Origin of the sequence: Priestia sp. HNGD-A6, assembly GCF_045784335.1 — a bacterium.
Classification (GTDB): Bacteria; Bacillota; Bacilli; order Bacillales; family Bacillaceae_H; genus Priestia; species Priestia zanthoxyli.
Genome location: NZ_CP138621.1, coordinates 25,874 through 45,909, shown reverse-complemented (window position 1 = coordinate 45,909; position 20,036 = coordinate 25,874). Strand labels below are relative to the sequence as shown.

Below are 20,036 nucleotides of genomic sequence, written 5' to 3'. Positions count from 1 at the left end.
TTTGATGATAATGAAGCTAAATGACGGTTAAAACCCAAGCAGCTTTCGAAAATAACTGGCGTACGACTGACTGACCGGAATTTTTTCTCCATTGTTCATCACTAATAAAAAAGTCGAATGTGTATCAGGGTAAATTTCTTGAATTTGTGTCACATTGACGATAAAGGAACGATGACAGCGCACAAACTCTTCTTTTGGAAGCACATAATCAAATTCATTTAACGTGTATTTATGCGTACCCGTATACTTCTGTGCGTACACATAGGTTTTTCGGTCACGCGCTTCTACGTAGATGATTTTTGAGAAAGGAACCGGTATCCATCCTTCGTTCACCTTTAACGTCACAACTGACTTTCCGCTCGTTAACGCAGGAAAAATCGCCGTTACGCATCCTTGAACATCTCCTTCATCTAAAAAAGGCACGGCCATGCCGTAGTAAGGCGTGCCGAACACGTCTCGGTGAATAAATTCCGATACTTTTTGCTTTCGTTCTAATGCTTTATATGTAATCGTTCCTTTTTTTATTTGATCTCCAGGGCTGATTTTCAAATTAATTCGTTTGCTTGCTCGGTAATACACGTACGTTTCTAGATCTGAAACGGCAATCGACGCTTCATCGGAGAACAATTCACTGATAACATCTAGTAGGGCTGAGGCTTTAAATGGTTTCATGGTTTCACCTTCTTTTGTCTAGTTAAACACGTAGCTTCTTTATTGTAGCGCAAAAGCAAAAGCGATTGGGAGACAAGCATGGAATTTATCCTTTTAACTGCATAAAATTTCTATTTTTTCACAACATAAAACAATGAAATGAAGGAAGGGTGAAATGTATGGGCTATGCTGAATCGACGTTTCGAATCGCCTGTTCATTTTTTGTGCTGCTTCTTTTAACGCGGCTCATGGGAAAAACAGAAATCAGCCAGTTAAATGTATTTACATTTATTACGGCAATTACGATTGGTAATATCGCTTCTTCCCTCTCCACCGATGAGCGAGTGGAGATTGATAAAGGGGTTTATTCACTGCTAGGTTGGACATTTTTAACAATTGCTATGGGCTATATTGGAATGAAATCGAAAAAAGCACGGCATCTTATTACCGGTGAGCCTAAAATTGTGATTAAGCAAGGAAAAGTGATGGAAAAGGCGTTAAAACAAGTGCGGCTAGATATTGAATCTCTTTTAGGCATGCTGAGGCAGCAAAACGTGTTTTCCATAAAAGATGTAGAATACGCCATATTAGAAATCAACGGAAACCTTTCCGTTATGCAAAAACAAGATAAAAAGCCAAACGCATGGTCAAAAACGCTTTTATTTCCCACTTCAACCGGCGTTATTTACGACGGAAAAGCGAATGAAGATGCGTTGAAGGACCTGCATGTAGATAACAACTGGCTGCATAAGCAGCTGGAAAAAGCGGGAGTCAACTCAATTGATGACGTCTTTTACGCTGAGGTTCAGTCGGACGGATCGCTTTATATTGACTATAAAAAAGATAAGTTTAACTCATAAAAAAAATCCGTACCATATAAGGCACGGATTTTTTATTAGCTTGCTTTTTTTACACGATTTGTAATGGTATCTTCTTTTGGTGATGTTTTACGAATAAAGAAGGCTAAAACAAACGCGATTACACTTAAAATCGTTGCGATCATAAACGCATCGTTAATACCCATTGCTGTACCTTGATTCACAGCTTCAGCCATACTGCCTTTATCTGTCGGCAAAATTTGCTGATTCGTTACGATGTTTTTCACGTGTTTCTCACCTTGATTCATCATAATGGACACAAAGAACGCCATTCCTACAGCTCCGGCAACCATTCGAAGCGTATTAACCATTGCCGTGCCGTATTTATTTAGACTAAGCGCAAGCTCATTTAATCCTGCTGTAAAGATCGGCATCATGAGCAGTGACATCCCAAACATACGAACAGTATAGACAATCATGACATACATAAATGTTGTGGTTGTTTCAAGCTTTGTTAATTCATATGTTGTCACAACGGTAATTGCTAAACCAACAACAGCAAGCCATCTTGCGCCGAACTTATCAAACAGCCTTCCTGTAATCGGAGACATAATCCCCATTACAATTCCCCCAGGAAGTAGCAGCAATCCTGAAAGAAACGGTGAGAAGCCGCGTACGTTTTGCATATAAATCGGCATTAAAATCATACCTGAAAACATTGCCATTGTCACAATCACGTTAATGATTGTTGTCAGCGTGAACATACGGTAACGGAAAATACGAAATTCAAGAAGCGGCTGATCGATTTTCAACTGACGAAAAATAAAGAACAGAATTGAAATACCGCCTACAATGAACATGGCTAATACTTCAGTGCTGGTCCATCCCTTTGTACCGCCCGTAGCGAACGCATACAGTAAGCCGCCAAATCCAATTGTTGATAAAATAACACCAAGCACGTCTAGCTTAGGTCGGCTTGTTTCCGTAACATTTTTCACTAAAATAATCGCCGCAATTACGTTAATAAGTGCAATTGGAAACATCATAAAGAATAAAACACGCCATGAGTAGTGCTCAACGATTAAACCAGAAAGCGTCGGACCTACTGCCGGTGCAAAGTTCATCGCTACTCCAAAAATCCCCATCGCAAAACCGCGTCGGTCAGGCGGGAATAACGTAAAAATAACGTTTGTAATTAACGGAAATAAAATTCCCGCTCCTGCTGCTTGCACGACGCGTCCCACTAAAATAACGGAAAATGTCGGCGCGATACCGCAAAGGAGTGTCCCTACTGTAAACAGCCCCATTGCTGTAATATACAGCTGCCTTGTCGTAAATCGATTCATTAAAAATGCTGTAATTGGAATAACAATTCCGTTTACTAACATAAAGATGGTTGTTAACCAATTGCCCGTAGCCGCCGTTACGTGGAAATGATCCATCATTTGCGGAAGCGCAATGTTAATTAGCGTTTGATTTAAAAAAGCGACGAGCGCTCCCATTATCATTACGCCAAAAATAGACCGAGTTCGGGCTTGATCGGACTGTTGTGTTTGTGTATTCATTTTAACAAGACCTTTCCCTTTAAAATTATCTGTATGTAAATCTTCAGATGACAAACAGTTTAAGAATATAGTTTATGTGTTCATTCTATTAATTTATGTCACGAATATTTAATGAACTTAATTATATACCGGATAAATATATCCGTTTCCGAAATATTTGTCAACAAATATGATCATTTTCGTAAAACTTTTCCATCAGTATATATAAAGTAGCATGCCCTTTAATGAAGAAAAAAATGAGAGCCTTTCAACGAAGGCTCTCATTTCTTTAAGGAATACTTATTTTAAGATTTGAACTTTTACTGTTTTTCTTCCCCATTTTAACGCTTCTTTTTGAGAAGGAAGAAGAACATCAATTTTATTTCCTTTAATCGCACCGCCTGTATCAGCTGCGATTGCCGTGCCATAACCTTCTACGTATACTTTTGAACCAAGCTTAATCACTTTTGGATCGACAGAAATAACTTTTTGATTTGGATTCTTTTTTAAATCGATTCCAATCGCCGTTTTTCCGCTGCAGCCTTTGCAGTTCGCTGTGTACGCTGTTGCTGTTACTTTAAATTCTTTCACCACGTTTGAAGACTTCGCAGGCGCTGCTTTAGCAGGCGTGCTTGATTTTACTTGAGATACTTTTAATACTTGTTTCGGATGAATGCTGTCTGACTTTAAGTTATTCCACTGTTTCAGCTGACTAACCGATACTTTATATGTCTTTGCAATTTTGTATAGCGAATCTCCGCTTTTTACTGTATATGTATTTGTTGCAGCTGATGCACCACTTGCCACTCCGAACAGTGACATTAGAACTAAACTGAACGTAATCATTGTCTTTTTCATGTAATTGATTTCCCCTTTATCTACCAATACATAAAAAATAACACATGAATATTACAGTTATATTTCAGTAACATGTCAATATTTTGATAGTTTAGTTACAGTAAAAATAAAGATTCTTCCTTTTAAACTAGTAAATTAATCATCTTAGCATTTTAAAAACATACATATTTAGGCATATAACGGTGCTTTTACACACATTTATATTAGATTATTTCATTTGTAACATTTAACTGGTTCTAGAGGCTTATACTTTATTTTAAATTGGTTATTTAGAACATAGTTTATTTAAAATTAATAAATACGTTAAAGGATCTTAATATAAATCACTTTTTACACCGCAGTTGATTTCCGTGCAAGACTTCGCTTTCCGCGGATGGCCGATGAGCCTCCACGTCGCTTGCGCTCCTGCGGGGTCTCATCTATTCCACTATTTCTACAGGAGTCTTCGTCTTGCTCTCCAATCAACTGCTAGAAGCGTATACAGATATCACCGTCATAACAATAAAAAATCCGAACGAGTTAGATTCTCCATCAAGAATCTCAATTCATCGTTCGGATTTTCCTTCAACTAAAATGCTTTTATCATAGCCTTTTTATTTGAAATTAAAATACCTGCAATACTTGTTAATACGGCTGCCACTGAAGCATTTTAGCTGCCTCAAATCTTTTTTCTACATTGGGCCAGTAAACTATTTTCCACCAATTATCAACGTACGGATCACGTTCATTTTTGTACTGTAAATAATAGGCGTGTTCCCATACGTCTAATACGAGCAGCGGAATCGTATCCCACTGCGTGAGAAGCTGATGGCGCTCCGCCTGCAAAACTTCAAGCTTTCGCGAACGCGGTGACCACACTAAAATAGCCCAGCCCACGCCTTCCACTTTTTTTGCGGCTTGAGAAAAGTGCATCACAAATTTCTCGTAGCTGCCAAAGTCTTTTTGAAGCTGCTGCAACAGCTGTCGTCTCGGCCTTCCCCCTCCTTCTGGGCTCATAATTTCCCAAAAAATTGTATGCAGATAATGACCGGAACCATGAAAAGAAGCTTCCCGTTCCCAATGTTTTATGAGGTCAAAATTATTTGTGTTACGGGCTTGCTGCAGCATGAGCTCTGCTTTATTTAATCCATCTACATAGCTTTGATGATGTTTGCTGTGATGAAGGCGCATAATTTCCCGGTTAATATACGGTTCAAGAGCTGAATAGCTATAGCCAAGCGGCGGCAGCTCGTGCCTTCCCGGCGCTATCGATTCTCGCTCTCTGCCGTCGTCTCCAAGCCGCTCTTTTAAAACTTTATCAATATGCCGTACTGCATTATTGATTTCTTCTAACGTATATTCGTTGACATCTTCTTCACTTAAATATTCAAGAACGTCTTCTTGCGTGCGCGTGATATATGACGTTATATCTACTTCTGTAAAGGCTTCTTCAAATACAGGATCACATACTTGTTCAAGCCAGGTCTGAACTTCCATCAAGTATCTTTTTCTCTCATCTTGATCGGCCATACTTCCCCTCCTTACACCTCATCTTCACTATCATATTCAAAAGAAAAAGCAACATAACTTCTTACTTGTATCTATTGAGGTAGAAAATTCGACATAAAAAAGCAAGAGCTCCTTAAAGGATAAACTCTTGCCTTTTTTCTTATATCTTCTTTGCCATATTCACATAATCAATCGTTTCTTGCTTGCTAACAGCCGCGTGCTTCAGCTTTGAATTATAATAGAGCTCGACTTTTATATTATTGATTTCACAGTCATCTGGCATATCCTGCAAATCCGTTAAAAACGGCAGCAAGTGATTGTTCATATCGTATTCAAACGCCCCGTTTTGCAAGTAATACACCTTTGGCACATAGTTAATATGGCGAAAAAACTTCACTACGTTAATTCGCTCACCGTATGAGGCGATCACTTCATCTTCTGTCAAGTTCGGATAAGATAAATTAAACACTTGCCGAACCGGCGTTTTCAGCCACTTGGTCAAGCAAGTCTGTGGATTATTGACAAGCGCTTTTGCTCCTTTTACGTACCCCGCTAAAAACATTGACATAAAGCCGCCGCCCGAAGATCCGTAAAATAGCACATTAGACGAACTCACCTGTACTTTTTTCATGAACTTTTCAATTAAAACCGCAATGTCTTTTAAATAAAAACGGTCGCTTGTCCCTTGCCCCCACGCAAGCGACACCTTTCCTAAATAAAGCGTAGGATCGTTATAATAAATAATTGAATCTTGGAATTCATTCATCCACGAATGGCGCTGAAAATATGGAGGACCTGCCGGCATTTCTTGACTTGCTCCTCCTCCTGAACCAAACACAAGCAAATGAGAAGACTCTTTTTTCAGCCTTACTAAAAACTCAAACAGCACTCCGTTCCACTCGACTCCTACTAAAATGGGCTTATCAAACGGCAGCTGAAGTTCATCCAGCTTTTCATACGTACTATTTATCTTTTCATATTGATCAAGCAACAGCTCTGCAACTCACTTTCCTTAAAATGATCCGTCTTATGCGTCTGACATTGATCATGGCTCTGTAAAAAAAGAACCTGTTACAGTGTATGAAAATCAGTGGACAAATGTTTGTACACGTTATCAAAAATAGGCCTTACCTACATATCCTCCTAGGCTTCTGTCACGAAATAAAACTCTTCACATACGATACAGTATCATAAAAAATTCAAGGATAGGAGCTGGAGACCCTTGTCAACGCCCTATATGGATTACAATAATCCAAACGTACAATACTTTTCTGATGTGAATAAAAACAGACTTAATACGCGAAACGATCAAAATTACATTAACCGATTAGGCCGGGATGTGCTCAACACATTAGGAAACGTATCATTACTTGATATTTACTTAAGCAAAAGCCACGTAGTCGAACCGCACTATCACCAAAATGCCGCTGAGCTAGTCTACTGCATTTCAGGCTCAGCCGTCGTTTCATTAATCAATCCGTTTAACAATGAAGTGACAAATATTCCGATTACTCCCGGTCAAGTAGCTAATATCCCTCAAGGCTGGTGGCACTGGGAAATTGCGTCTGAAGACAATACGCATTTACTTGCCATTTTTGACGCTCCTTATCCGGAATACATTTTTGGATCTGATATTTTAAATAAAACGCCTATTGAAGTCCTTGCTCACACGTACTGCTTAGATCCGGAGCAGCTAAAGAAAACGCTGGCTCCGTTGAAAAATCAAACCATCGTGATTGGACCAACGGACGAATGCGGAGAAAAAGAACACTATAAAAAGAAAAAACAAGGAGGCCCTGTTCACCACCAGAAGCCTACTTATACGTATCCTCCGCCTCAAAATCCTTATTACTCTCCTCAAAATCCCTATCACTATCGATATTGGTAGAGACAAAAAAACCCCGCTGTCAGTGCAACGGGGTTTTTTAACGAATACATAACGTTATTAATCTGTATATGTACTGTGAAAAGCGGCTTCAATATATGCAACTTGGAAATGATAATGTCCAATTAGATATTTCACAATATCCACTTGATCGATTTTGCCAGGCTTATCGACCATCGCTTCTTTCACCATTTTTTCAAATGTACCTTGATCAAATTGTTCTTCATGAACAACAATTGTTTCAGAGTACGTTTCGCCTTGCCCTTCTGAAATACGGTAGTAATACAATTTCTTCACCTCAATTTATCTTAAGTGTATGTATACCCTTAACTAATAATCTTCAAACATTTTTTCAGCGTTCTTTTTCTACTTTACGATAGGCTGCGGCTTTTGCTTTTACAAGCAGCCTTGTAACCCAGTACGCCACTAACGTTATCCCTATATCAATCAGAAAAATATAGAACAAGCTCATTCCTTTTCCTGAATCGATAAATTTAAAATGGTGTTCAAGAGGGGCTAGCCCAAATGAAAAAACAGCGCTCAGCAGAATCGTATACAGATAAAAATTCTTTTGGTAATTCGTACAATATTGATAAAGCAGCAGAAAGCCTACTGGCAAAATAGAAGCGGTAACATTCGTTGCGTTCGGAAGCAGCGGCGTTAAAAAAAACGTGTGCGTTAAATGACCGCTTCTCCCAAGCGCAATATCAATATATGCCCAGAGCATGTGCACTGTGTAACCGAAGAAAAACACCTCAAAGATCCTCGTCCAATCTACGGTAAAATACAACAACACAAGAGGAAGAACGAGCGAAGCAACCACCACCCAAAACTGCCAGTTTCCGAAATCTGAGTACTGATGCCAATACGACGATAATAACTCCTGCAGCTTATCTCTTTGTTCATGTATGTTTCCCCAGTACTGTTTATAACTCACTGAAGCACCCTCCTAGATAGAATCTCTGCTTATGTATGTACGAATAAGCTCCATTTTATACAGAGAAACATGGAAAGCGGCCATTTATTGCTTATGTATGTACGAATAAGCTCCATTTTATACAGAGAAACATGGAAAGCGGCCATTTATTGCTTGTGATCACCTAAATACGTCATCAGGAGTTCATGTTCAATGATTTTACTCGCTTTTCGATCAACAGCGTACGCTTTTGCTGTTGCCCTTGAGCTAACTGACGCGGATAGCTTCTCATCTTTAAAATGCAGCGCGACTCCGTCATCTACAGCGTAGCCTTCTTTCATTTCCCCGCTTGCCATTAACTCATGATACGAAGGTCTTCGATTGCTTTCTCCGTCGTAGTGAGGACAGTTGCTGCCCGTTAAAAACCCTAAACAGTCTATTTTAGACAGGTTGTCGTTCATTGAATCAGTGACGCCTTCTTCAAACCAGCAAAGTGAACCTGCGCTTATTCCTGCTAAGATTGTTCCTTTTTTATAAGCTTCTTTTAAAATTGTATCAAGTCCCCATTCTTTCCATAAAGAAAGCATATTCCTTGTATTACCGCCACCTACATACAAAATGTCGTGCTGCAGCACATATGCTTTTAAATCTATAAAGTTTGGTGAAAACAGCGATAAATGAGACGGTTTGCATACCAACTTCTCAAACGCTTCATAAAACCTTTCTATATAATTATCCGCATCTCCGCTGGCTGTAGGGATAAAACAGATTTTCGGCACATCTGTATGAGCTTGTGAAAGTATGTATTGATCCAGCAGCAAGTTATCCGGTTCCATCGAAAAACCTCCGCCTCCCATGGCTATAATTTGTCTCATTTCTATCCTTCCTTTCAAAAAGGTTATAGATAAAAGGTAAATTCATACTATTTCTCATAGATGAATTTCCGTATAATGGAAGAGTAATACAAAGGTGGTGCAAAGCTCTTGAAAATAGTACGAACACTTTTACTAATACTAGGCATTTTTATTATTTTGTTTTGTATCTTTGGCTATATCGATTATAACGGTCAAAAAATGGAACTAGGAGCCAAACAAGAAAAAAACATTCCTTCTTCCATTAACACTAACGGGGGAACTATTAAGCTATCTGCTGTAAGCGAAAAATACGATAAAACGCAGTTTGGCTTTTTTGTTATCCAAAACAATTCGACGCATACCTTAACAATTCCTTATGAAAATACGGCGGATCACTTAAAAGACGGCAAGTGGTACGAAGTTGTGCTAAACGGATTAGAGTTTCCTGATAAAACCGTCACGCTAAAGCCAGGGAAATCACTCAAACTAGATATCGCAACTCCTAACTACAAGGTAGGAAAATACCGTTTTGTACAGCACTTTAAAGATGAAAACGGAAAAGAGTATGTGTTAGCGGCTCCTTTTGAAATCGTTTGGCCGAGTCTTAAAAATGTTCTCGGACAGTTTGATTAAAGGTAAAAAAGCACTTACCTGCTATGAGGTAAGTGCTTTTTATCAGTTCTGATTTAAAACACGAAGCGTAACTTGCTTTGTTCCGACTTTTACCGTCTCTCCGTTTTTGATGGCTTCTTTCACACTGAGACTGTGCAGCAGAAGATTTTCTTGAAGCAGCGTTTCAAACTTCGCAACGGCTTCCTTCACTTCTTCGTCTCCGCTAAGTTCCAAATCAATACGTAAGTTCACGGGTAAATCCAGCTTTTTGCGATAATCTTGAACCGCTCGAATTACTTCACGAGCGACTCCTTCCTGCACGAGTTCTTCGGTTAAAGCCGTATCCAACACCGCAGTGTACGTGCCGTTGGATGCAACTGCAAAACCTTCTTTTGGCACTTTTTCAACGAGTACGTCTGCCGTTTCAAGCGTTAGGTTTTCTCCTGAAGCAAGCGTAACACTCAGCTTGCCTTGTTCAACAAACTCTTTCCCTTTCTCTTCTGAAAGGTTTTTCAGCGCTTGGTTGACCTCATTAACTTGTTTCCCGAACTTTGGCCCAGCCTGTTTAAAATCAAGTTTTAATACGTATGAAACAAGTTTGTCGTCGTCTTGCTCCACGTTAAAGTTCTTCACATTAAGCTCATCTTTGATGACGTCATGGTATGCTTCCCACTCTACATCTTCTTCCGTTAACACAAGTGAAAGACTTTGCAGAGGCTGCTTTACTTTTAACGAATGCGTATTTCGGATGCTTCGGCCTAGCTCAACTACTTGCAGTACCACTGCCATTTCTTTTTCCAGCTTTTCATTCACTTTGGTTTGATCATACACAGGATAGTCTGCTAAATGAACGCTTTTCCCTGTCAGATTTTCATGAACGTCATCCGCAACGAAAGGAGTAAACGGTGCTAACAGCTGACTAAGCGTGACTAACACTTCATGAAGCGTATCGTAAGCCGCTGCTTTTTCGCCGCCCATCCCTTCTGACCAAAAACGATCGCGAGAACGTCGTACATACCAGTTGCTTAGCTCTTCAATGAATGCTGCGATTTCACGAGCGGCATTTGTAAATCCGTAATCTTCAAGATGTGCTGTTGCTCGCTTAACCGTACTATGCAAACGTGAAAGAATCCACTTATCCAATTTTGTTTTTTTCAATTCATACGTTTGCTCAGGGTTATAGCCGTCAAGCTTGGCGTACAGAACGTAAAAGCCGTACACGTTCACAAGTGTATCAATCACTTTTGACTTCGCTTCTTGCACGACGCGCTCTGAAAATTTCTTCGGATTCCAAGGCGCACTGTCTGCTAAAAGCGCCCATCTAAGCGCATCCGCACCAAATGTATGAATAAGATCAACAGGGTCTAGCGCATTTCCTTTACTTTTAGACATCTTTTGACCGTTTTCATCTAACACGTGGCCAAGAGACAAAACGCGCTTATAAGGCGCTTTTCCTGTAAACAGCGTTGAAACTGCCATCAAGCTGTAAAACCAGCCGCGCGTTTGATCAATTCCTTCTGCGATAACGTCTGCCGGGAACTGCTTTTGAAACAGTTCGCTGTTTTCAAACGGATAGTGATACTGCGCAAACGGCATCGATCCGCTGTCAAACCAAACGTCAATCACTTCCGGCGTTCGCTTCATTTCTCCGCTGCAGACCGGACACGTCAGCTGCACGTCATCTACATAAGGCTTATGAAGTTCAATGCTGTCATCAACGGAATGAGACGCATGATTTTGAAGCTCTTTGATACTTTTCGGAGCTACTTGATGCTGGCATGCTCCGCATTCCCATACGTTCAGCGGCGTTCCCCAGTAGCGTTTTCTGCTGATGTTCCAGTCCACCATATTTTCTAAAAAGTTGCCAAAGCGACCGTGCTTGATATGATTCGGGTACCACGTCACGCTTTCATTGTTTTTCAAAAACTGTTCCTTCAACGCCGTCGTTTGGATAAACCAGCTTTCATTTGCGTAATAAAGAAGCGGCGAGTCGCATCGCCAGCAAAACGGATAGCTATGCTCATGCTTTTCTTTATGATACAGCACGCCTTCGTTTGCTAAATAACGTACGATATCAACGTCGCAGTCTTTCACGAAACGTCCTTGAAAAGGCGGCACTTCAGACGTGTACTGTCCTTTTTCATCCACTACGTTCACAAATGAAAAGCCGTTTTCTTTTACAACTCTGTAATCATCTTCGCCGTAAGCAGGTGCTAAATGAACAACTCCTGTTCCGCTTTGATCCGTTACGTAATCAGCCGTCACGACTTCATGCCCTTTTTCCACTTTCACAAAATCAAACGGCGGCTCATACGACATCCCTTTTAACTCATTTCCTTTATGATGAGATAAAACGCTATATTCTCCTTTTAACACTTTGTCTGCGAGTGCTTCTGCCACTATATACACGCTGTCGCCTTGCTGAGCGCGAACGTAGTTCATCTCTTCATGCACCGCAAGCGCCACGTTTGACGGAAGCGTCCAAGGCGTTGTCGTCCAGCCTAAAAAATACTCATTATCGCGGTTTTTCACTTTAAATTTCACCGTTACCGTTAAATCTTTTACATCTTTATACCCTTGCGCCACTTCATGCGAACTCAGCGAAGTTTGACAGCTCGGGCAGTAAGGTGATACGCGGTGGCCTTTATAAAGAAGTCCTTTGTCATGAATCGTGCCAAGTACGTTCCATACGCTTTCAATGTATGAATTCTCTAAGGTGATGTAAGGGTCTTCCATATCAACCCAATAGCCAAGCTGCTCCGTGAACGTGCGCCACTGTTTTTCATACACAAACACACTTTCCTTACACTTGTTGATAAAAGCTTCTACGCCGTATTTTTCAATATCATGCTTCCCCGATATCCCGAGCTGCTTTTCGACACCGAGCTCTACCGGCAGTCCGTGCGTATCCCAGCCTGCTTTTCGGATCACTTGATGCCCTGTCATCGTTTTATAACGAGCCACCACGTCTTTAATCGTCCGGCCTAGCGCGTGCCCCACATGAGGCAAACCGTTGGCTGTTGGAGGCCCTTCATAAAATACAAACGAAGGATGCCCTTCTCGATTTTGAACCGACTGCTGAAACACATTTCCTTTTTGCCACTGCTGCTGGATACGCTGTTCGCGCTCTTGCGAAGACTCCCTTACATTCACTTCTTTCATGTGATACCACTCCTTTTAAAGTTAAAAGCACACAAAGAAACCCGTCCCTATGACTAGGGACGGGTTTTAACCGCGGTACCACCCTGGCTTCTATTGATCCGTTCATCAATAGCACTCAGCAACGTACAATCATACGCGTTCTTTTTAACGGTAGACTACCGTTCAAACTTACTTATAGGTTCAGTTTGACTTCTCAGAGAGGATATTCCCCTGCGGCTTGAACACTGGCTTTCAGCTATCACCAGCTCTCTGTAGAACAAACTTGCAGCGTACTGATTCTCTTCAACGAATTTGTGTGCTTTTATTAGTAGCTATTGTATGCGCTTTGGAAGGGAATGTCAATGTTTTGAAATCCTTATTGAGATCCAAAGGTTTAGATCTAGGTTATTTTGTTTCTGCACTTAACATTTGTTCGATTTTATTACGCGCTGTTATCCCGTTCTTATCTTTCCATTCAGAAGTTCCACTGCTTCTTCGCTGTGTCACAAACACTGCCGCAGCTGAGATAGAAGAAAAAATTTGATCTTGTACCAGCACGTATCTACCATCTTTTATTTCTAATACACCGTTTTCTAGAAAAGTATTAATATGGTCTTGCTGCCTTTTAAGTTTAGCTCCTTCTAGCTGTTGTTCGCTCGCAAGCAAAGCTCCTTTATAGACAAGAAATCCATCGCTAACATATTTCCCGGTCGCATACGCATCTCGGCGCTTACAATATAGAACGTCCTCTACTATTACTGATTTTATATCTTTTGACAAATGTGTCTCAACTTGAACAATCTCTTCTATCGCTTGCTCTACTTCAATCTTTGGTATGTCACCAGACTGTACAGCTTCGCTTTCATATTCTATTCCATTTGAAGCATCCGCAAAAATTGAAAAGCCTAACCCACCAAGTAAAACTTTAATAACATTAAAAATATCTGTCAGGTCGTCTCTTCTAAATTCACGCACAAACGGTTTTGTGGGAACGGTTTGATTAATATCATATGTACCAGAGCGCATGGCTGCTAGATAAGAAATATGTTCTAAGTATTTTACATCAACTTTATCTAATTGATCTTGAGAAGCATTAGAGACAATTAACACGGCCACATCCCAAAAACTTTTACCTGTTGATGGACTAGCATGCTGTCTTAAACGTTCATATCCCACTTCTGCCTCTCCAATATATGCCTCTTTATCTTCTCCAAATAAAAAATAAATGCCGGGCTTTTCTACTTCGCTTTCACCCTTTAAATCTTTCAAACTATTTCTGGGAATGAATACAGCCTGTATCGTTGTATTCGGCACCTCAGATACTTTAATCCCATTTGGATCTTCATCGTAAAACCAAGTCTGTATTCGTTTCGCACCGCTTTTTCGTAGCATCTTTCTTCCTCCGTTTATATCTTCTTGAACGTATTTTAACTGACATTACAATATGTAAATCACTTCCTAATTATAGACGCAGCAATCTATCATTCACAAAAATTAATTTATATCACCTGCTTGATATCTAGCAGGTCCCCTAAATACTTCTCTAACATGCCACCCAAGAAAATCTTCGCTCGGTTGATATGCCGGATGAATAGGATCTCTAAGCTTTTGCCCGTGAAACTTCATAAGCCATTCTTCAAATCCATTCGTCCCGTGCGCTTGAGTTGCCACTAACAGCTCATTATGATCTGAAAAAGTAAAAACTCCTCGATCAAATAATTTATGATGCATTGAACATAACGCGATTCCGTTACTTTCAATATCTGGCCCTCCCGCTTGATGCCACTTAATATGAGCGGCCTCTACACCAACTAAATTATGTCCAAGACGAACGTTAAACCCACAAACAGCGCAGCTATATCCGTAAGCTTGCAGAATTTTCTCTCGAAACTTTGGATCTCTTCTTCGCTTTAACTGTGTTTCAAAATCCAAGCCTACGGCTCTTAATATATCTTCATGAATTGTATCTGGAAAATGCTCACTTAATAAAAATTGTGCTGCGTCTTGAAGAAGCGTAGGATCATTATCAAAAAGGTTATAAACATCCTGTCTAAAACCGCCTACTATATTTGTACTCAGTAAATATTTATCTGTAAAGCTACGCTTATCCACTGCTTCGCTTAGCTCCCATATTCCATCTCCTGTCAAACGAACAAAAGGATGCTCGGGATGATAGGAACTCCGAGAAGGTCCAAACTCCATAAGCAGCTCTTTTAAAGGGATTTTCACCTCGCTATACGGCAGGTGTATTTGCTGCTTGGCCTGCAGCTGACCTAGGGCATACAGTATCAACAATGGTTTGTGCGGAGCTCTTTGATCCCTTTTTTCCAGATGTTTAAGTTCTTTATTTTTTGTAGTACTTCTTCTCTGTTCATAAGCTTGCTTTAACTCCCATCTATAAAACTATTTAAAACCTTAGAGCTAAGACCGTTTTTGAAAAAGTATTAATAAATGTAAGTATAATAGCTAATTCTATTATATGACAGCATCAGATGAGCAAGGGAACTTTATTTGCAGACTCGTTTACAAAACGCTACTTTAAGCTTTCTTATCCAAGTTGTTTTATTCAAAGAATTCTTTTTTCATATCTTCTCTGCTTTTAAAACTTACTCGTTCTGTGCCTTTAATACCTACATTAAATAATCTCTCACAAAGAAAAAAGCTCTCCAAGAAACATATAGGAGAGCTTTTAAAGGTTGCATACATTTTTTTATCGTTGGGATTCTCTATATCCAGCTGCCTGTGCATCCGCTTCTGAACAGAACCAAACAATGTTATCTTGAGTTCTGTCATAATAAGCTCCGCCAGGTACGTGGTAAATTTTCGAGTTTTTGTTACCTTTGATTTGTCCCGAACAAGACATATTAGACTGTTGATCATCACTCGGATCATTTTCAAATGGCTTATAATTTCCACTGCTGCTAGTAGAACTGCTAGTTGTAGCCTGTTGACTAGCTGCTTGTTGAGCTTTACGCTCTGCTTCTTGTTTTGCCGCTTGCTCCTCAGCTTTTTGTCTTTTCTCTTCTTTTACTGCTTTATCACTATCATTCTTTTCAACTTTTTGCTTGCTGCTATCAGCAACATCTTTTTTAGATGCAACAGTGACGCTGTTTTGCGAAGAACTTATTTGAGTTGAAGCAGGAGTAGATGTTGATTCTTCATCACTAAAGATTCCAACAATAAATAAACAACTAAGAATTAAATATAGATAAGAAAATAATATACGTTTTCTTGTTTTGACTTTAAATTTAGGCAATACCCATTTTGGCTTTATTAATCCAACAAGGAAACCTATGATGCTTAGAAGGAAAAGGAATAAAGATAGTCCCGTAATAAAATTATGAGTAGATGCTGGTAACAAAGCATTTAAAATAAATAAAAGAATTAATGTATAAACAGTTGAAGCCATAAACATTTTCCAAGTTGTCTGTGAACGATATCCTAATACCTTAGTCCAGACAGGTCTTTTTACTACGTTAACTTCCATAGAAGAGTGGTTACGAATAACTTGCTCTACTTCCTTCCCTTTTCCTTCTATTGTAATATCCCTATTTTCACCATGACCTACAAATGTAAATACTGATTTTGTAACGCTATGGTCAATTGTAACACTAGAGAAATCAGCCCATTCATACCGCTCAATTAAAATTGAATTTCGTTCAGCGTTGTTGTTAAATTCATAAAAATTCATACCTTTATCGTCTACTGACGAGTAGCATACATTTGAACTTTTTTCCCCGTAATTAGCTTTTGATACTAGCAACAGCTTATTCTGACTATTTGTATAATCGTTCTCTATATAAGCTTTTGCAATTGCTTCATTGGATTCTTTTTGGTTCTTATACCTTGTCTTAGACATTTTGACCTTTCCCTCACTCTTTCTTGATTCCTTACACTAAAAATAGGTAAGTTAGTGTGAACCTACTAATATTCGATTCATATGCAACTAATCTATCTTACAATAAAATGTTGTATAAACGGGCACTATATTTCCTTTAATTTCTTTAAAAGGGCTATTTTAGATTTGACCTGCACTTATAAAGGGAATGAAAAGATTAAAAGAAGGAACGAAATGTTATGAGTATAATATTTTCAGCGCCATCTCCCCTTGAATACTCTTTCTTACTCTTATTTTTGTAATTAAACAAAGAGATCTTCCCTCTTAACAACATCTACATAAATAGAACCATCGGTAAAGATTTAGCCGATGGTTTTTTTCGTTGGAGTCTTTATTTATTTCTAAGAATGTTCATCTACATAACCTGGCTTCTAAAGGAGCGGTAAAAGAGATAATCATACCTCTACAACACATAAAATAAATATATACAGAATGATACGTCTCATGAAATTTGAAAGGAGAAATCACCTTTGACAAAATATCGAATTATGACCTTTGATGGAGGCGGTACTTTAGGTGCTTTAAGTTTACAGCTTTTGAATAGATTGGCTTATCAAAACCCTAAGTTAATTAGTGAAACCAATGTTTTTTCAGGAAATTCGATTGGTTCATTTACTGCTCTTGCACTGGCAAGCGGAAGATCACCAGAAGAGACGTTTCAGTTTTTCAAAGATCACATCTTACCAGCGTTCAGCGTTTCCCGACCGGGGGGACCTGTTTTTAACCAACAACTACCCTATTCTGGTTTTATTAAAGCCATACGAACGTTTTTCCCCCGAGACCTTCGCCTTAGAGACTTAAAGAAACGAATTGTTGTGCCATCCTTTCACTTATTTTCACCGGAGCTGAATCGTTGGAATCCTGTGTTATTTCATAATTTTCCTGGTTCTCCCTATCTTAATGAAAAAGCAAGTGACGTAATACTTAGGAGCAGCGCTGCTCCCGCAACGCAAAGAGCTTATCAAAACTATGTGGATGGTTATACAGTAGCAACTAATACCAGTACAGCTAGTATCGCGTTTGCAGTGGGAAAAGCAAAGCAGCCGTTGGATCAAATTGCCGTATTGTCCATCGGAACAGGTGAGCAGCTCACTCAATTAAGAAGAGATACCAAGGGATGGGGAATGGTTAGTGCCGATAACATACGACCTGAAGATATGGAGGACCTTCCGCCAAATTGGGGAGTGCTTTTAGACCGGTCTCCTAATGAACCCTTGCTGCCATTTCTTCAGATTATCTCTGGTGGATCGAGCTACTATGAATCAATGGTCAGCTCTGAGCTTTTAGGCGATCAGTTTTTCCGGTTAAATCCGCGGATTCCTAATTTCTCTAAAACAGATCCTTCGGTTGTTCCCGCTCTTATTTCAATTGCTAATAAAACAAATTTACGGCCTGCATTTCATTTCATTGAAAAAAACTGGAATTAATATGACCGTACTTTAGATTAGTTTCTTGTTTCTATTTGAAGTATTTAAAATTTTATATAATAAGATATCCACGCTGGCAGCGTAGCAGTCACTCAAACCACTTCCCTCTCCCCCAACCACAACAACCGCTAGCTCCCCAAAAGGAACTAGCGGTTATTCATAATCTCTCAGAAACCGTTCACTCTTCCACCGGCTTCTGCTCATCTGTTAATGTATCAATTTTAGTAATTTGAAGTTTGTCTTTACCAGCAGTTTTCACATGGTAAATTCGTTCTTTTTTGAACTGCGTGCTCGCGTCATATGAATCAGTGAACGTGTACACTTCGTTTGTATAAATGCTGTAGGTTCCGTCATCATGTGACTCTGTTTTTGTCACAAGAAACTGATCGTTAGCAAACGATACGTTTTTGCCGGCAAGTGATGTGATGTAGCTTTTCAGCTGTTTATACACTGGCTGATTCGAGTCGATATAGGGTGCCATCCCACTAAAGTCTCCACTGTTTAAACTTGAAAAGTAAGCAGCTTTATAGGAGATAAAAAAGTTTTCAAGATCCGTTTTGCTTACTTCAGCTGGTTTAGGTTCTTCATTTTTTAACGGCTTCGTGCTGGGCGTTTCTTTTATGTCTGAGTTTGTTTCTGCCGTTTGATTGTCACGGTTTATATATACAATCGTCAGTAATAAGACAAGAACGATAGCGCCTCCTATTAAAATAGGAAAAGTGCGCCGTGATGATTGCTGCTTTTTGAGCACGGGAAAGTCTGCGTAGGATGGCAGTGTAACAGGTTCTATATCTACCTTTAACCGAGCTAACGGCTTTGGCATCTCCGTGCTTTTTATACTATTAAGCGGCTGAAGTGCTAAAAATTCTTCGTAGGTAACAATAAACTCGTTTACTGCTATTTCTTTATACATGCCGTAAATTCGGTTCCACAGTTCTCGACATCGAGTAGCCTTTATATCTTCACTCAGTTCGTTAAAAAATGGTCGTGATTTTTTAATAAAAGCCGCTAACCACGTTTGATGAGCGTCGACTTTGTGGACTGCATGTAGGTCGGTAAGTGATTGCTTTAACTTGGCGTGTTCATTGGCATCATGTTGGCAAATGACTTCTATACCATGTTCCGTTTCTTTCAGTACAGTAAAAAGACTCTTACTCATTTTTTCTTGTAGCGCATCAAACTGACTGCGAACATCCGGCCAGTGCAGTTCGAGTAACTGTTTTTGTGCAGTCGTGGCTTTTCGAATGCTTTCATTTAGCTCATGCTGCTTTGTGCGAAAGGCGGTCGTTTTTTGTTTGGTCACTACTTTATTTTTGCTTAGCTGATGCCATTCTTGCTTTAAACTCTTGTCTTCTTCGAGTACTGTGGCTGTCGCTTGTTTTACATGTTCATGCTTTTTTTGAAAGTCAACGAACGCTGACAAATACGTATTCCAGTTTTCCTTCATTTCTTTTAACGATGACGTGTTAGCATGTTTTTCTGTTAGTTGAAAAAAGTCATTTCTAAACGCCACCATATCCGCTTCGGAAGAAAGTTCTTTTCCGAAAAGCTCTGTAACACTTCTATGTATGCTTTGTTCAATCTGTTTCATATTGCTTTGACGCTTGTTTATGTACTCCGGATAGTCGCTTGAAAGAAACGTCACCATTGTATATTCACTGTTGTTCATATTGTACTCTGTCCGTTCTTTTTCCAGTTCGTCATACAGTTTCTGCAGATGACGTTCTACTATGGAGAGAAATTTTTCTTTATCCATCCCGTCTACTTCTTCTTTTAGCATGTTTAAAGATTCCGTTTCTTCAATAAGAGATTCCTTTTCTTTATATAGCTGTATCCACCTTTCTAGTAAATGTGCTGCTGATTCATTCCAGTGGCTTGTATTCATCGTTTGCTTCACCTGTTGTTTTTATTTTTATCCTTTTTTAACTATACAGGAATTTAACA

General features: G+C 39.5%; 17 protein-coding genes, 1 pseudogene and 1 other annotated feature. Of the genes and pseudogenes, 4 read left to right on the top strand and 14 right to left on the bottom strand.

All coding sequences use genetic code 11. From position 1 onward, the window contains the following. Positions 1-27: 27 nt before the first annotated feature. A complete protein-coding gene (locus SCI76_RS00220) occupies positions 28-672 on the bottom strand; it encodes a LytTR family DNA-binding domain-containing protein (RefSeq protein WP_014459738.1) in 645 nt (214 codons plus the stop codon). A 158-nt stretch (positions 673-830) separates the two neighbouring features. Here SCI76_RS00220 and SCI76_RS00215 point away from each other — a divergent pair, with 158 nt between their 5' ends. Beyond that, positions 831-1,511, top strand: a complete 681-nt coding sequence (locus tag SCI76_RS00215; RefSeq protein WP_048019143.1) for a DUF421 domain-containing protein — start codon at positions 831-833, stop codon at positions 1,509-1,511. A 35-nt stretch (positions 1,512-1,546) separates the two neighbouring features. On the opposite strand, the gene SCI76_RS00210 is transcribed toward SCI76_RS00215, so the two are convergent. The 5 genes from SCI76_RS00210 to SCI76_RS00190 all read right to left on the bottom strand — a co-directional run bounded on the left by SCI76_RS00210 (position 1,547) and on the right by SCI76_RS00190 (position 6,350). Continuing rightward, positions 1,547-3,034 carry a DHA2 family efflux MFS transporter permease subunit gene (locus SCI76_RS00210; RefSeq protein WP_063247828.1) on the bottom strand — a complete coding sequence of 496 codons (1,488 nt, stop codon included), beginning with the start codon at positions 3,032-3,034 and terminating at the stop codon, positions 1,547-1,549. A 279-nt stretch (positions 3,035-3,313) separates the two neighbouring features. Further along, positions 3,314-3,871, bottom strand: a complete 558-nt coding sequence (locus SCI76_RS00205) for a 3D domain-containing protein (protein WP_014459735.1) — start codon at positions 3,869-3,871, stop codon at positions 3,314-3,316. Between the two features lie 330 nt (positions 3,872-4,201). Further along, positions 4,202-4,336, bottom strand: a complete 135-nt coding sequence (locus SCI76_RS00200) for a hypothetical protein (RefSeq protein ID WP_255287274.1) — start codon at positions 4,334-4,336, stop codon at positions 4,202-4,204. 159 nt (positions 4,337-4,495) lie between these two features. Continuing rightward, positions 4,496-5,380, bottom strand: coding sequence for a superoxide dismutase (locus SCI76_RS00195; RefSeq protein WP_048019141.1), 885 nt, complete (start codon positions 5,378-5,380; stop codon positions 4,496-4,498). Between the two features lie 139 nt (positions 5,381-5,519). Next, a complete protein-coding gene (locus SCI76_RS00190) occupies positions 5,520-6,350 on the bottom strand; it encodes a glycosyl transferase family 2 (protein WP_407544841.1) in 831 nt (276 codons plus the stop codon). Between the two features lie 231 nt (positions 6,351-6,581). Here SCI76_RS00190 and SCI76_RS00185 point away from each other — a divergent pair, with 231 nt between their 5' ends. Next, positions 6,582-7,247: a cupin domain-containing protein gene (locus tag SCI76_RS00185; protein WP_048019139.1), complete on the top strand. Its 666-nt coding sequence runs from the start codon at positions 6,582-6,584 to the stop codon at positions 7,245-7,247. 57 nt (positions 7,248-7,304) lie between these two features. Here SCI76_RS00185 and SCI76_RS00180 read toward each other — a convergent pair whose 3' ends face one another. The 3 genes from SCI76_RS00180 to SCI76_RS00170 all read right to left on the bottom strand — a co-directional run bounded on the left by SCI76_RS00180 (position 7,305) and on the right by SCI76_RS00170 (position 9,035). Then, positions 7,305-7,541, bottom strand: coding sequence for a hypothetical protein (locus SCI76_RS00180; RefSeq protein WP_223546060.1), 237 nt, complete (start codon positions 7,539-7,541; stop codon positions 7,305-7,307). 55 nt (positions 7,542-7,596) lie between these two features. Continuing rightward, entirely contained in the window at positions 7,597-8,181 is a 585-nt protein-coding gene (locus SCI76_RS00175) for a hypothetical protein (protein ID WP_048019138.1), read from the bottom strand. Positions 8,182-8,327: 146 nt separating this feature from the next. Next, entirely contained in the window at positions 8,328-9,035 is a 708-nt protein-coding gene (locus tag SCI76_RS00170; RefSeq protein ID WP_407544838.1) for a Type 1 glutamine amidotransferase-like domain-containing protein, read from the bottom strand. Between the two features lie 108 nt (positions 9,036-9,143). On the opposite strand from SCI76_RS00170, the gene SCI76_RS00165 reads away from it, so the two are divergent. Continuing rightward, on the top strand, positions 9,144-9,647 hold the full coding sequence (locus SCI76_RS00165; protein WP_140450992.1) for an immunoglobulin-like domain-containing protein: 504 nt from the start codon (positions 9,144-9,146) through the stop codon (positions 9,645-9,647). 42 nt (positions 9,648-9,689) lie between these two features. On the opposite strand, the gene ileS is transcribed toward SCI76_RS00165, so the two are convergent. The 4 genes and pseudogenes from ileS to SCI76_RS00145 form a co-directional block, all read right to left on the bottom strand. Next, complete coding sequence (ileS, locus tag SCI76_RS00160) at positions 9,690-12,788, bottom strand: isoleucine--tRNA ligase (protein WP_407544836.1); 3,099 nt, start codon at positions 12,786-12,788, stop codon at positions 9,690-9,692. A 52-nt stretch (positions 12,789-12,840) separates the two neighbouring features. Next, positions 12,841-13,083 (bottom strand) — a binding site (T-box leader). Positions 13,084-13,172: 89 nt separating this feature from the next. Then, positions 13,173-14,159 carry a GIY-YIG nuclease family protein gene (locus SCI76_RS00155; protein WP_407544834.1) on the bottom strand — a complete coding sequence of 329 codons (987 nt, stop codon included), beginning with the start codon at positions 14,157-14,159 and terminating at the stop codon, positions 13,173-13,175. Positions 14,160-14,261: 102 nt separating this feature from the next. After that, positions 14,262-15,142 (bottom strand): annotated as a pseudogene (locus tag SCI76_RS00150) (phosphorothioated DNA-binding restriction endonuclease). Between the two features lie 335 nt (positions 15,143-15,477). After that, entirely contained in the window at positions 15,478-16,626 is a 1,149-nt protein-coding gene (locus SCI76_RS00145; RefSeq protein ID WP_407544832.1) for a calcium-binding protein, read from the bottom strand. A gap of 509 nt (positions 16,627-17,135) precedes the next feature. On the opposite strand from SCI76_RS00145, the gene SCI76_RS00140 reads away from it, so the two are divergent. Further along, positions 17,136-18,092: a patatin-like phospholipase family protein gene (locus SCI76_RS00140; protein WP_407544830.1), complete on the top strand. Its 957-nt coding sequence runs from the start codon at positions 17,136-17,138 to the stop codon at positions 18,090-18,092. A 178-nt stretch (positions 18,093-18,270) separates the two neighbouring features. Here the strand turns inward: SCI76_RS00140 and SCI76_RS00135 are convergent, their stop codons facing one another. Continuing rightward, positions 18,271-19,977 carry a TcaA NTF2-like domain-containing protein gene (locus SCI76_RS00135; RefSeq protein ID WP_407544828.1) on the bottom strand — a complete coding sequence of 569 codons (1,707 nt, stop codon included), beginning with the start codon at positions 19,975-19,977 and terminating at the stop codon, positions 18,271-18,273. Positions 19,978-20,036: the final 59 nt, after the last annotated feature.

Coding starts and splice junctions, on each gene's coding strand:
- SCI76_RS00220 (WP_014459738.1), bottom strand. CDS start 672: ATGAAACCATTTAAAGCCTCAGCCCTACTAGATGTTATCAGTGAATTG.
- SCI76_RS00215 (WP_048019143.1), top strand. CDS start 831: ATGGGCTATGCTGAATCGACGTTTCGAATCGCCTGTTCATTTTTTGTG.
- SCI76_RS00210 (WP_063247828.1), bottom strand. CDS start 3,034: ATGAATACACAAACACAACAGTCCGATCAAGCCCGAACTCGGTCTATT.
- SCI76_RS00205 (WP_014459735.1), bottom strand. CDS start 3,871: ATGAAAAAGACAATGATTACGTTCAGTTTAGTTCTAATGTCACTGTTC.
- SCI76_RS00195 (WP_048019141.1), bottom strand. CDS start 5,380: ATGGCCGATCAAGATGAGAGAAAAAGATACTTGATGGAAGTTCAGACC.
- SCI76_RS00170 (WP_407544838.1), bottom strand. CDS start 9,035: ATGAGACAAATTATAGCCATGGGAGGCGGAGGTTTTTCGATGGAACCG.
- ileS (WP_407544836.1), bottom strand. CDS start 12,788: ATGAAAGAAGTGAATGTAAGGGAGTCTTCGCAAGAGCGCGAACAGCGT.
- SCI76_RS00155 (WP_407544834.1), bottom strand. CDS start 14,159: ATGCTACGAAAAAGCGGTGCGAAACGAATACAGACTTGGTTTTACGAT.
- SCI76_RS00145 (WP_407544832.1), bottom strand. CDS start 16,626: ATGTCTAAGACAAGGTATAAGAACCAAAAAGAATCCAATGAAGCAATT.
- SCI76_RS00135 (WP_407544828.1), bottom strand. CDS start 19,977: ATGAATACAAGCCACTGGAATGAATCAGCAGCACATTTACTAGAAAGG.